14 protein-coding genes are annotated in these 13,413 nt (G+C 37.0%); 13 read left to right on the top strand and 1 reads right to left on the bottom strand.

The genetic code is table 11. The annotated features are described in order from the left end of the window. The 7 genes from MKZ18_RS14375 (at position 1) to MKZ18_RS14345 (ending at position 7,355) form a co-directional block, all read left to right on the top strand. Entirely contained in the window at positions 1-573 is a 573-nt protein-coding gene (locus MKZ18_RS14375; protein ID WP_061785098.1) for a hypothetical protein, read from the top strand. Next, on the top strand, positions 570-2,375 hold the full coding sequence (locus MKZ18_RS14370) for an IucA/IucC family protein (protein ID WP_061785099.1): 1,806 nt from the start codon (positions 570-572) through the stop codon (positions 2,373-2,375). The genes MKZ18_RS14375 and MKZ18_RS14370 overlap by 4 nt, the downstream gene beginning before the upstream one ends. A gap of 413 nt (positions 2,376-2,788) precedes the next feature. Continuing rightward, on the top strand, positions 2,789-4,339 hold the full coding sequence (gene gntK / locus MKZ18_RS14365; protein ID WP_061785113.1) for a gluconokinase: 1,551 nt from the start codon (positions 2,789-2,791) through the stop codon (positions 4,337-4,339). 63 nt (positions 4,340-4,402) lie between these two features. Beyond that, on the top strand, positions 4,403-5,305 hold the full coding sequence (purU, locus tag MKZ18_RS14360; RefSeq protein ID WP_025908304.1) for a formyltetrahydrofolate deformylase: 903 nt from the start codon (positions 4,403-4,405) through the stop codon (positions 5,303-5,305). A 362-nt stretch (positions 5,306-5,667) separates the two neighbouring features. After that, complete coding sequence (locus MKZ18_RS14355; protein ID WP_025908305.1) at positions 5,668-6,462, top strand: thymidylate synthase; 795 nt, start codon at positions 5,668-5,670, stop codon at positions 6,460-6,462. Further along, on the top strand, positions 6,459-6,938 hold the full coding sequence (locus MKZ18_RS14350) for a dihydrofolate reductase (RefSeq protein WP_025908306.1): 480 nt from the start codon (positions 6,459-6,461) through the stop codon (positions 6,936-6,938). The genes MKZ18_RS14355 and MKZ18_RS14350 overlap by 4 nt, the downstream gene beginning before the upstream one ends. Positions 6,939-6,965: 27 nt before the next feature. After that, positions 6,966-7,355, top strand: a complete 390-nt coding sequence (locus tag MKZ18_RS14345) for a lysophospholipid acyltransferase family protein (RefSeq protein ID WP_082802695.1) — start codon at positions 6,966-6,968, stop codon at positions 7,353-7,355. Here MKZ18_RS14345 and MKZ18_RS14340 read toward each other — a convergent pair. Then, positions 7,352-7,594 carry a hypothetical protein gene (locus MKZ18_RS14340; RefSeq protein WP_061785101.1) on the bottom strand — a complete coding sequence of 81 codons (243 nt, stop codon included), beginning with the start codon at positions 7,592-7,594 and terminating at the stop codon, positions 7,352-7,354. The genes MKZ18_RS14345 and MKZ18_RS14340 overlap by 4 nt on opposite strands. A 164-nt stretch (positions 7,595-7,758) precedes the next feature. On the opposite strand from MKZ18_RS14340, the gene ilvA reads away from it, so the two are divergent. The 6 genes from ilvA to MKZ18_RS14310 all read left to right on the top strand — a co-directional run bounded on the left by ilvA (position 7,759) and on the right by MKZ18_RS14310 (position 13,406). Beyond that, a complete protein-coding gene (gene ilvA / locus MKZ18_RS14335; RefSeq protein ID WP_061785114.1) occupies positions 7,759-9,030 on the top strand; it encodes a threonine ammonia-lyase IlvA in 1,272 nt (423 codons plus the stop codon). A 172-nt stretch (positions 9,031-9,202) separates the two neighbouring features. Then, positions 9,203-9,454 (top strand): DUF2535 family protein, encoded by a 252-nt coding sequence (locus MKZ18_RS14330; protein ID WP_025908502.1) that lies wholly within the window; start codon positions 9,203-9,205, stop codon positions 9,452-9,454. Positions 9,455-9,620: 166 nt separating this feature from the next. Continuing rightward, the gene (locus tag MKZ18_RS14325) at positions 9,621-10,463 is read left to right on the top strand and encodes a DegV family protein (protein ID WP_061785102.1); all 843 of its coding nucleotides are present in this window, start codon (positions 9,621-9,623) and stop codon (positions 10,461-10,463) included. A 146-nt stretch (positions 10,464-10,609) separates the two neighbouring features. After that, positions 10,610-11,734, top strand: coding sequence for a sensor histidine kinase (locus MKZ18_RS14320; protein ID WP_061785103.1), 1,125 nt, complete (start codon positions 10,610-10,612; stop codon positions 11,732-11,734). Between the two features lie 48 nt (positions 11,735-11,782). Continuing rightward, positions 11,783-12,340: an SCO family protein gene (locus MKZ18_RS14315; RefSeq protein ID WP_061785115.1), complete on the top strand. Its 558-nt coding sequence runs from the start codon at positions 11,783-11,785 to the stop codon at positions 12,338-12,340. A 214-nt stretch (positions 12,341-12,554) separates the two neighbouring features. Beyond that, complete coding sequence (locus MKZ18_RS14310) at positions 12,555-13,406, top strand: GDSL-type esterase/lipase family protein (RefSeq protein ID WP_061785104.1); 852 nt, start codon at positions 12,555-12,557, stop codon at positions 13,404-13,406. Positions 13,407-13,413 lie beyond the last annotated feature (7 nt).

Here is a 13,413-nt window from a genome sequence, read left to right as displayed (position 1 = left end):
ATGATTCGCTCGTGGATTATATTTACGTGCTTGTTTATGACGGTGGTGTCAGAAGTTCTTCTGTCACCTTTTTACCCCCAATTTTTCACGGATTTCTTTCAAGTTAATGGCTTACAGGCAACATCCTTATTTATTATTTGTTGTCGAATAGTCGTCATTATTATGACACCAATTTGGGGGTTGCTTTTAAAAAAGTGGAAGATTGAAAAAGTAAGCGTCTATGCTCTTGTTAGTATATCCATTTGTAAATGGATGTTGAATGAAAGCAGCAGCTTTTCCATGTTTCTAGCTTTTTCACTTCTACTACTTGTATTTCAAAGTTGCCTAATTATCGATCTTTATCTGTTTAAGCAAAGCAATGCGGAGACGGTTTCTTATTATAGTTGGATGCTAACGGCACAAAATGTTGGCTTACTTTTAACGCCGCTACTTGCGCTAATACTTGTTCAAAATGGCAAGCTACATATACCTCTTATTGGTGGTGGAATGGTATTACTGGCAGCAGTTCTATCATTTATCATGGCTCAGCAGAGGTTAAAATTCTATAAACCGGTAAAGGAGAATAAAGGATGAAAATAACAGATACGAATTTAACGGTATTTACAAAAGAGCGCTGGAATAAAGCAAATAATCAATTGCTTGCTAAAATGTTAGAGGAGTTTATGTATGAAAATATTATTACTCCACACGAGGTGAAGGTAAACGAGGAAAGCTCGTTGTATGAATGGAAAGACTCTCGTGGAATTGTCTATCGGTTTGAAGCGAAAAAGCGCTTGTTTGATAGTTATGAAGTGTTAGTAGAAACAATTTATATAGAAGAAAATAATATGCTGATTAACCCTTCAAGAGCACTACAGCTATTAATTAGTCTGTCTGACCTTGATGAAATGTCGTTTTCAACAGCTGGACATTTAGCTAAAGAGTATATGCATACCCTTGTGGCTGATCTTCATTTACAAGAACGTCTCAGTGCTGATGAACTAGCAAATCTTGACTACGCAGAGCTTGAAGGTGAAATGACGGGACACCCTTGGATTACATATAACAAAGGACGAATTGGTTTTAACTATAATGACTATATGAAATTTGCTCCGGAACAAAAGCAAAAAATTCAGTTATCATGGATTGCTGTGTCGAAAACTGTGAGCTCTTTCCATTCACTCACATCACTTCAGTTCCAACAAGTAATGGAACAAGAGCTAGGTGAAAAAACAGTAGAAGTATTTGAAAATCAATTGCAGGAAAAAGGTTTACAACCAGCAGACTATTATTATCTACCTGTTCATGAATGGCAGTGGAAGAACATGATTATCCCTCTATATGCACACTATTTAGCGGAAAATCTCATTGTCCCAATGGGGGAAGGAGATGATTATTATCTTCCGCAGCAGTCAATTCGCACATTTGTTAATACAACAAATCGCAATAAATATCATGTAAAGCTACCAATGAGCATTTTAAATACGCTTGTATATCGAGGTCTTCCGAGTGAACGGACGGTTATTGCACCTCAGGTAACAAAGCATATAAAAGACATTCGCGACAATGATTCATTCTTGCGAGACATATGTAAAGTAGGCTTGTTAGGAGAAGTAGCCACTTTAAATGTAGACCATCCGACATTTGCAGCAATGAAAGATGCTCCTTATCAATATTTAGAAATGCTTGGCGTCGTGTGGAGAGAAAGTATTTATCAAGAGTTAGAAGAAGGAGAGCAAGCCATTACGCTAGCAGCACTCTTGCATGTGGACTCTAAGGGTAAAGCATTGGTATCGTCTTATATAGAACAGTCTGCCTTATCTGCTTCACAGTGGGTAGAAGCATTAATGAGCGCAACTCTTCCGCCATTATTACATTACTTATATCAATATGGAACGGTGTTCTCACCTCATGGTCAAAATACAGTTCTTGTCTTAAAAGAAGGTAAGCCAGTCCGCATTATTATGAAAGATTTTGTTGATGACGTAAATATTAGTGATCAATCATTTAAAGAATTACAAAGTTTAACGCCCGAATTAAAAGCTGTATTGCGGAGCGAGAAACCAGATGGCTTAACACAATTTATCCTAACAGGTTTATTTATTTGTCACTTTCGTTATTTAGCGAAAGTGCTTGAAAATAAAGAAGGAATAAGTGAATATCAATTCTGGAATAGTGTTAGAAGTGAAATACTTGAATATCAAAAGCAATTTCCAAAGCTTCAAGAGCGCTTTGAACTGTTTGATTTGCTTCGTCCATCTGTGACTAAGCTCGCATTAAACCGAAATCGTATGTTCGATTATGGGTATAATGACGGTGAAGATCGACCACATGCGAGTGAACATGGGGAAGTAAGGAATGCGCTTCATGAAGTTGCAGTTATAAAACAAGTCTAAATATAAAGAGGCAGAAACATAAGTGTTTTAGCTAACGAGATATCCGAACTATTAGAAGTTAACGACTTTTGATAGTTTGGGTATCTTTTTGTTCATTCCAAAAACAAGTTGAAAAAACCTAGTGGAATGAAGCGTAGGACACGTAACTCCTCCCCGAGGAAAGCGAATGTCTGCAGTGATAGGGAACCAACTGGTTATTGTAACCCAATACTTTAAAAAAGGCATAATTCGTCTTGGAAAAGCCATCATTTCGTTATATCCCAACCTGTTTTTATGTTTTAAATGCAAGGCATCAGGTAAAAAGAGTAATGTGTAATTCGTCTGCAGAAGCATGGTTTAAATCATTTTAGGAAAACCTCATAAATAAAGAACGCAGAGAGAAAAGGTTGGTGTTAAGTAACGTGACAACATATATGATAGGTGTTGATATTGGAACAACAACAACAAAGTCGGTTTTATTTACTGCTGATGGAAAAGTGAAGGAGTCACATCATGTTGGGTATCCTCTTCATACGCCGGATGCCCTAACAGCTGAACAGAAGCCAGATGAGATTTTTGCAGCTGTCCTATCAACAATTAAGAAAGTAGTGGCAAAGGGAAAGGTAAATAAAGAAGATTTAAAAGTTGTATCTTTTAGCAGCGCGATGCATAGCCTTATTGCTGTTGATGAAAGTGGTGAGCCACTTACAAATTGTATAACATGGGCTGATAAGCGAGCGGCTACATATGCAGATAAGCTTTGTAATCAACGAATGGAACTATACAAGCGAACGGGTATGCCTCTTCATCCTATGTCACCTCTTGTTAAGATTAAATGGTTAAAGCATGAGCACCCAGAAATCTTTGAAAAAACAGCTAAATTTATTTCAATTAAAGAATATATATTCCATAAATTATTTGATGAGTATATAGTGGATTACTCCATTGCTTCTGCAACAGGCATGCTTAATTTAGAAATAAAACAATGGGATGAAGTCGCGTTAACAAATGCAGAAATCTCTCCTTTGCAACTATCCACGATTGTGCCAGCAACTCATGTGAGCAAAGGCATTAAAAGCGAACTTGCTCACACGCTTAAAATTAATGAAGACACGCCTTTTGTAATAGGGGCAAGCGATGGCGTATTGTCTAACTTGGGCTTAGATGCTATCGACCAAGGTGAAATTGCCATTACAATTGGCACGAGTGGAGCAGTTCGAGCGGTTACAAAAGAGCCTGTTCTAGATAAAGAGGGCCGAACATTTTGTTATGCATTTACCGACGATCTCTGGGTTGTAGGCGGCCCTATTAATAACGGTGGGATGATTTTACGATGGGCAAAAGATGAATTGGCCAAAAGCGAAGCTGCAGTTGCCGAACGCTTAGATGTTAACGTATATGATTTACTTACGAAAATGGCTGACACGATTCCCCCTGGAGCTGGAGGACTCATTTTTCATCCTTATTTATCAGGAGAGCGGGCTCCTTTATGGGATGCAGACGCGAGGGGTTCATTCACCGGACTGTCTCTTCATCATGGTAAGGAGCACATGATTCGCGCGGTTTTGGAAGGGATTATGTACAACTTATACACGGTGTTAGAGCCTCTTGAAGAATTAATTGGGCCTGCTCGTGAAATTAAAGCTTCAGGTGGATTTGCTCGCTCTGAAGTATGGAAGCAAATGATGGCTGACATTTTTAATGCAGAAGTAAGAATTCCAGAAAGTTTTGAAAGCTCTTGTCTTGGCGCAGCCGTACTAGGCCTTTATGCAATTGATGAAGTTGAATCGGTAAACGTTGTAGAGAAGATGGTTGGGAAAACTACACACCTAAAGCCAATTCCTGAAAATGTGGAAGTATATAAAAAAATTCTGCCCGTCTATCGAGATATTATGAATAGTATGAAGCCTCATTACGCGAAGCTAGCAGAGCTTCAGCATGGAGAAGAATCGAATCCTTACTCTAAAAATAAGAATGACGCTTGATAATCGGTAGACTTTCATTATAATGATAGAATAGTCTGTACATTCAAAGAGAGAGGGAACTTTATGAAATCGCACATTGAGCAACATGTAACATCATACAAAGAAAAGTATAAAAACAGAGGTCGGTTGTTAATCAGCTGTTCAGATCAGCCTGGAATTGTGTCAGCTGTATCTACGTTTTTATTTGAACAAGGAGCAAATATCGTAGAGTCTAGTCAGCATTCAACCAATCCAGAAGGTGGAACATTTTTTATTCGTTTTGAATTTGAATGCGACCGCTTGGATGAAAAAGGATCAGCAATGGAAGAAGCTTTCCAATCAATTGCAGAATCATTTTCAATGGAAGCGAAATTTACGTACGCACATCGTTTAAAACGAACGGCGGTCTTTGTATCAAAAGAGCTACATTGTTTATTAGAACTCCTATGGGCATGGGAAAGCGGTGATTTAATGAGCGATATTGCTGTAGTCGTTAGTAATCACGAAGATGCGCGTGAAGTTGTTGAATCTTTTGGTATTCCGTTCTATCATATTCCTGCAACAAAAGAAATTCGTGCTGAAGCGGAAGCACAGCAGCTACAATTATTGAAGGACTACAACATAGATTTAATTATCTTAGCACGTTATATGCAGATTTTAACGCCGACATTTGTAGCAGAGAATCCATATCGTATCATTAATATTCATCATTCGTTCTTACCTGCTTTTATTGGTGCAAAGCCATACGAGCGAGCATACAAGCGTGGTGTTAAGTTAATTGGTGCTACCTCACACTACGTAACGGATGATCTAGACGAAGGACCCATTATTGAACAAGATATCGAACGAGTAAATCACCGAGATGATGCGGAAGAGCTGAAGAAAAAAGGACGCTTAATTGAGCGTACTGTCTTAGCAAGAGCAGTAAAGTGGCATTTAGAAGATCGAATTTTAGTTTACGGTAATCGAACAATTGTATTTAATTGATGAAAAGAGGCTGGGTCATAAGAATTTCAGCCAATGATCTATCCGAGCTATTTAAAGTTACCTACTTTTTATAGTTCGGATTTTTTTGTTGGTTCGGAAAACAATTTTGAAAACAGAGTGGAATGGAGCGTAGGACATTTGAATCCTGCGGGAAAGCGAGTGTCTGTGGCGCAACCGAACGAATGTGTTCTTACAACAACCCACATCGTTTAGAAACAGGATGATTCGTCTCCTAGAAGGAATCAGTTCGTTATGTCCCAGCTTTTTTCTCATGTCTATGAGAAACCCTGCACTTTCTCATAGACATGAGAAAAAATCGCCTATACAATAAAGAAAGACTTTTGAAAAAGGAAGTGTCGGAAGTGAAACAATATCTCGACTTATGTGAACATGTATTAAAACATGGAACGAAAAAAGAAGATCGGACAGGAACAGGAACAATTAGTACATTTGGCTATCAAATGCGATTTAACCTCCAAGAAGGTTTTCCTGCTTTAACCACAAAAAAACTTCATTTAAAATCAATTATTCATGAATTATTATGGTTTTTAAGCGGTGATACAAACATCAAATATTTACAAGATAACGGTGTACGTATTTGGAACGAATGGGCTGATGAAAACGGAGAATTAGGTCCTGTCTATGGTCACCAATGGCGCTCTTGGCCAACACCAGAAGGAAGTACGATTGATCAAATCACAAATGTCATTCATCAAATTAAAAATAATCCGGATTCAAGAAGGTTGATGATAAGCGCGTGGAACGTTGCGGATGTTGATAACATGGCGCTGCCGCCATGCCATTGCTTATTCCAATTTTACGTAGCAGACGGTAAATTATCTTGTCAGCTATATCAACGATCAGCCGATATTTTTTTAGGCGTACCTTTTAATATTGCATCCTATGCGCTTCTGACAATGATGGTTGCGCAAGTGTGTGATTTAGAACCAGGTGATTTTGTTCATACGTTTGGTGATGCTCATATTTATACAAACCATCTTGAACAAGTAAATCTTCAGCTAACGCGTGAACCTCGCTCCTTACCAAAAATGAAGATTAATCCAGATGTCAAATCGATCTTTGACTTTAAATTTGAAGATTTCGAGCTTGTTGAGTATGATCCGCATCCTCACATTAAAGGGGCCGTTAGCGTATGATTTCGTTAATTGTAGCAATGGACAACAACTGCTTGATTGGAAAAGAAAACGATTTACCTTGGCGTTTGCCAGCTGATTTACAGTATTTCAAACAAACCACAACGGGTCACACAATTGTAATGGGGCGAAAAACGTTTGAATCAATTGGTAAACCTCTTCCAAATCGAAACAACGTTATTTTAACAGGAAATAAAGACTATCACCATGAAGGTGTAAAAGTTATTCACTCTGTTGATGAACTAGTATCGCTTGAAGGAGAAAGTGAACTGTTTGTGATTGGTGGCGCAACAGTGTATGAGCAAACTATGCATGTGGCGACTCGTTTATACGTTACGCATATCGACGAGGTGTTTGAAGGGGATACATACTTTCCTGAAATTGATTCATCTGTTTGGAGAGAAGTATCAAGAAAGCAAGGTGTTAAGGATGAAAAAAACCCTTATGCCTACTACTTTACAGTGTACGAACGTGCATAATGAAATAACTACCCACAGCAAGTGAGTATGTTTATTGATTGGGTCAATCGCAGAGCATCGGTTCAAGCTTTAAAAGATAGTGTTTGTCTACTTAAAGAGGGACATTCAATGGTCATTTTACCAGAGGGAACACGGAGTAAAGGCAAAGGAATTGGTGAGTTTAAAAAAGGAAGTATAAGAATTGCATTAAATGCTAAGGTGCCAATTGTACCTGTTGCTATTCAAGGAATATCGAACATTATGGAACAATGTAAAGTTGGATTTCAAAAAGCAGATGTAACCATACGGATTTTACCCCCAGTTACAACGGATTTAGATGCAGGAAGTGATCCAAACGTGATTCATCATCAAGTTCGTGAGCGAATTATTCAAGCTTTAAATAATCATCATCAAGTGCAATCAAAAAGCGTCTCTTAAGTGAGACGCTTTTTTTGTTCAATAAATTCCTGTAAATGATGAACTAACTGTCTGAATTCTTCTGGGTTTACAAATTGTTGTTCATTCCAATGTTGTTGGACCCACTGTGTAAGCTCAGAAGCTGAGTTAAATATTTCTCCACTTGTATCCGCATTCCTCAGCATGTATCGTCCGTTATCATCATCAATAGTTACTTCACAAGGAATGGCACTATCAATGCTTTGTAACGTATACTCCATGTTAATCACCAGCTTTCTATCTTTCTTTTTTACTGTTTACTATACTGGTGAAAAGATGCTAATTAAAAAAAATCAAAAGATTAACTAAAAATAATGATTTTTCTAAATTTTATGTGATATAATGTACAAATTAAAAAAAGGTAGGAAGAGGAAGGAAGTTGGTTATGAAACAACAAGTAGATAATCGAACAAAACATGTACAGTTAGAGGACATCATGATTGCGAATCAAATGATTAAAGATGTTGTTGTACATACACCACTACAGCGCAACGAGGTGCTTTCTGAGCGTTATGAATGTAATGTGTACTTGAAGCGTGAAGATCTGCAAGTCGTTCGTTCATTTAAAATTCGAGGAGCGTATAATCGAATTAAGCAATTGACAAAGCAGGAATTAGAGCATGGAATTGCGTGTGCAAGCGCCGGTAATCACGCACAGGGAGTGGCTTACGCTTGTCGCCACTTGAACATTGATGGGAAAATTTTCATGCCTAGCACTACTCCTCGACAGAAGGTCAACCAAGTTAAATTTTTAGGGAGAGACAATGTAAAGATTGTTTTAACAGGTGATACGTTCGATGATTCGTATGAAACAGCTATTCAGTGCAGTGAAGAAGAAAAAAGAACGTTTATTCACCCTTTTAACGACGTTGATGTAATTGCGGGACAAGGAACGGTTGCTGTTGAAATGTTTAACGATTGTGAAGACGAAATTGACTATGTGTTTGGAAGTATTGGGGGAGGCGGTCTAATTTCAGGTGTAGGGACTTATGTGAAAAGCATTTCTCCTAAAACAGCAGTCATTGGCGTAGAGCCAGCCGGCGCAGCTGGAATGCAAACGTCTTTTGATAGAGGAGAAGTCGTAACCCTTGAGGGCATTGACCCGTTTGTAGATGGGGCAGCCGTAAAGACCGTTGGTAGCGTATCCTACGAAATCAGCCGAGAAGTGGTTGATGATATCGTTATTGTTCCTGAAGGGAAAGTCTGTACAACCATTTTATCTCTTTATAATGAAAATGCGATTATTGCAGAGCCAGCCGGTGCGCTTTCTATTGCCGCTTTAGACTCTTATCGCGAACAAATTAAAGGTAAAACAGTGGTGTGCGTTATCAGTGGAGGGAATAATGATATTGGTCGCATGCAAGAGATCAAAGAACGTTCCATGATGTATGAAGGTTTGCAGCATTATTTTATTGTGAATTTCCCTCAGAGAGCAGGAGCACTACGAGAATTTTTAGACGAAGTGCTTGGACCAAATGATGACATTTCACGCTTTGAATATACGAAAAAAAATAACAAAGATAGCGGCCCAGCATTGGTTGGCATCGAATTAAAACATAAAGAAGATTATTATCCATTAATTAGTCGAATGGATAAAAAAGGATTTCCTTATACGGAAATTAATAAAGAAAGCAGCTTGTTCCATTTATTCATTTAAGATTGATGCAATAACCTGTAATAAAATAACAGCATTACAAAGGAATGTCTCATTGTACGTCGAATAAGATGTCTATGAGACATTTTTTCTAAAAATAAAGTAAAAATGAAAAGACAAGTAATTAGTTTACCATGTATAATAAAAGAAACGGGTAAAAAGAGGGTTGATCGCCTTGCTATTGAAAAGCCTTGAATTTAAACATGAGAATGGTCAAAAAGTAAAAATTATTGATATTCCAGTATTGGAGGAAGATAGCACATTTCGGTTTATGATCTCTGTAAAGTTAAATACCTTAATAACAGACATTATGAAGAAATCAATGCCGAAAAAAACCTACTCGTTTCAAGAATATTTAAAACGCGTGTTGAAATGGAAAGATTATGAACAGCTATTTAAGTCTGACGCATTAAAACATAATGCTTAAAGAGAAAAAGTTGACTATTCTGAATTTTTCAGCGTAGTCAACTTTTTTATGTTTTACGTGAAATAGTTGATTATACTAGCTTGATAATAAGTACTTTAGAATATTACTGTAATCAAGTTTAGAACAATGCTATAATGAGCGCAAAGGATTTTGTAGGGGTGAACTCATGACGAAAATTAAAGTGGTAACGGATTCAACGATAGATTTAACCGTAGAGCAAGCAGCTCAATATGGTATTGAGATTGTCCCGTTATCGATTAATATTGATAATGAAACATATTTAGATCGAGTTGAAATAACGCCAAGTGATTTTATTGAAAAGATGAAAAGGTCTGATGTATTACCAAAGAGCTCCCAGCCAGCGGTTGGAGCCTTTGTTGAAGTATACGAGCGCCTAGTGGATGAAGGGTACGATGTTTTATCAATTCATATGACAGGTGGTATGAGTGGTACAGTACGTTCTGCAGAAAGTGCTGCTAAGATGGTAGATGGGAATATTACCGTAGTGGATTCTATGTATATCTCAAAAGCTCTCTCCTTTCAGGTGTTTGAAGCTCTTGATATGATTCAACAAGGGTGTGAAATGAATGAAATTGTCCAACGTTTGGATGAAATTCGCCGTAATACGACGCTGTTTGTTGTAGTTGATACGTTAGAAAACTTAATAAAAGGTGGACGAATTGGTCGAGGTAAAGCGCTAATTGGTTCTCTACTAAATATTAAGCCTATTGCTTCACTTGCTGATGGTGTGTATACGCCTGTTGCAAAAGTTAGAAGTCATTCTCAAATCGTGAAATTTTTGACAAAGCAAATCATGGAGGAAACGGCAGGTAAGCAAATTAAAGGAATCGGATTGGTGCATGCGGAAGGATTTGAACTAGCTCAAAAGCTAAGAGAATCGATAATTGCTGCCTGTGGCTATGAAGATTTTACAATTGAAGAAACAACACCTGTTATTTCTACTCATACAGGAGTTGGTGCGATTGGATTTATGTACTTTGCTGAATAAACTGAAAGTGATCTGTCTGGTGAGCAGGTCACTTTTTTGTTGGAAAAATCATATAGACTTCAACGTTAATAGTGGTGAAAAGATGTTATAATAGTGAGAAAGTAACCATCGTATGTTTAGCAAAAATTTCTATATGGAGTGCAAACATGAGAAATTATATTCGAAACTTAAGCGTGTTTAACAAAACTGTTTTGTTCTCCATGTTAATTGTTATTATTGTTGGAGTTGGGACAGCTTCGGTTAGCTACTATCTCCAAAACGTAACGACCAAGCAGCTACTCACTCAGAATGCACTAACGACAACAAAGCTTTGGAAAGAGACGTTATCTCCTAATGAGATTACGCAATTTGTTAAGGCAGAAGATTTACCTAGCTCTTTAGCTCGAACAGGGATAGAGAAACAGTTTGAGCGTATTTATAAAGCAAGTCCAGAATATTTACAAGGTCATCTATTTACAGTAGAACCTTATGAAAATCATGGATTTAAAATAGTTGTTACTGCTAATCAAAAGGTGCGTCAACAGCTTACACCTTCCATGATCTATTATGGCGAAAAAGAGTTTTATACCCATTTTATGAAAGCGAAAACAGAAAAAACGGAAGCGGTAACAGATACATATACGGATCAGTTTGGCACGTGGATTACTGCCTTTTCTCCCATTTTAAATGAAAAAGGCGAAGTCATTGCTATGCTTGTAATTGATGATAACCAAAAGCTAACAAAAGCAGAGATAGGTTATATTCATTTAATGATTAGCGAAATGGATCGAGCCGAGGTTATTATTAATGATTATTTATCCTTAGCACGTCTAGGGGTAAAAGAAGTAGATATCATTGACTGCATCCTAAGCGTAACAAGTTTAGTAGATTTATTATCTTCATATGCACTGTTAACAAGCAATATTGAAATTGAAATTCAAACGAATCAGTTAGCATACGTTCGAGGCAATAAGAATGAATTTAACCAAGTGCTTCTCAACATTATGAAAAATGGTATTGAAGCTATGCAAGATGGTGGAAAGCTTTCTGTGTCTATTAATGTAAAAGATAATCAAGTTCATATTGCAATTAAAGATACTGGTGAAGGAATGACCCAACAAGAGTTAGAGAGACTAGGAACAGCTTTTTACTCATTAAAAGAAAAAGGGACAGGGATTGGGTTAATGGTATCATACCAAATTGTAGAAGAAATGAGAGGCAAGATTACTGTTGAAAGTGAGAAAGGAAAAGGATCTACGTTTATTGTTTCAATACCAGCATATAAAACGTAAACCATTGTATCGGAGGAGAAAATATTGAAAAACAACAATCAAAAGCTTATGCTGCTGTGTTTGGTTTTAGTTATCGTTTTAGCAGCTTGTGGCTCACAAATTAAAGACCCTTTAAACTGGAAGCTCAATTCTTTTATTTATACAAATCAGGAGAATAAAGAAGTTAGCCTAGATGATCTTAAGGGTAAGGTCTGGGTCTCTAACTTTATTTTTACCAACTGTGAAACGGTTTGTCCACCAATGACTGCTCATATGGCTAAGCTTCAGAAAATGGTGAAAGAAGAGGGACTCGATGCCAACTTTATTTCTTTTAGCGTAGATCCTGAAAACGATTCACCCGATAATCTGAAGGAGTTTGCCGCAAAATTTAATGCGGACCTTTCGAATTGGCACTTTCTAACGGGTTATACACAACAAGAAATCGAAAAATTTGCGTTGGACCAATTTAAAGCTGTTGTTAAAAAGCCAGAAAATGATCCGCAAGTTATCCATGCTACAACTTTTTATTTAATCGACAAAGAAGGTACCGTTATGAAGTCTTATAGTGGTGTGGGAGATACTCCGTATGACGAAATTATTAAAGATATGAAAACGTTAAGTAAGTAAAAAGAAGGTATCTATGAGTTAAAAGTTGTATTTTAATTCATGGTTACCTTTTTTTAGAATAAACATTCTTATCCATTTTTCTACATATACTATAAGCATGGGAAAGACCTTCCTTGACAATGTATGTTACTATATAAAGATATATAAATGCGCTATAGTAAATCTAGTCAAGTAAGGCGACAACTAGAATACAGCATAGTAAGTAGGTGTTGTGATGAAAAAATGGAGAAAAATAATCGTGGCAAGCGTGTGCTCTGTCACTTTAGCTAGCTGTTCTCAGCCTACCTTTCTTGTCAATCAAGAAGACGTTGTAGATCAAAAAGAAGTGCAGCTTACAGAAAAGGAACAAATACCAAAGGGCTTTTTCCCTGTGGAATTAGAAGCTGTTGCGATAGGTGATTCGTTAACGGAAGGTATAGGAGATGAATCCAAAAAAGGTGGATACGTACCTTTTATTGAACAGTATATTGCCAAGCAAAACGAAGTGGAAAATGTAACAATTTCTAACCTGGGTAAAAAAGGAAACCGTACGGACCAGCTGTTGGCAAGATTAAAGGATCCATCAATTGCGAGCAAAGTTTCAAGAGCAGATATGATTTATGTTACAATTGGCGGTAACGACGTAATGAAAGTTGTGAGAGACTATTTTTACGATATTTCAATTAAAACATTTGAAACAGAAAAATCAAAATATGAAAAACGTTTAAATGAGGTTTTTCAACGAATTCGAAAGCTAAATCCAAATGCACATATTTACTTAATAGGATTTTATAATCCATTTTTTAAAACGCTAAGCGATATGAAAGAGATTAATGTTGTAATTGATGAATGGAACCAAGCAAGTCAACAAGTAGCAATGAATTATGAAAACGTAACATATGTTAAAATTGATGATGTCTTTTACGATTCTTCTGACAATCTTTTAGGAAAAGATGAGTTTCATCCTAATAAAAAAGGGTATGAATTAATGGCGGAACGTATTAGCGATGCAATGGAAGAAGAAGATCCTTTATTGGGACAAAACAAAGAGAAAGCACGGGAAGAAGAACTGAACGGAAACGAGTAAGGAGCTT

This window comes from Priestia sp. FSL W8-0001 (assembly GCF_038050335.1).
GTDB lineage: Bacteria > Bacillota > Bacilli > Bacillales > Bacillaceae_H > Priestia > Priestia flexa.
The sequence above is the reverse complement of the archived record's forward strand: the minus strand, read 5'-3'. Positions and strand labels throughout refer to the sequence as shown.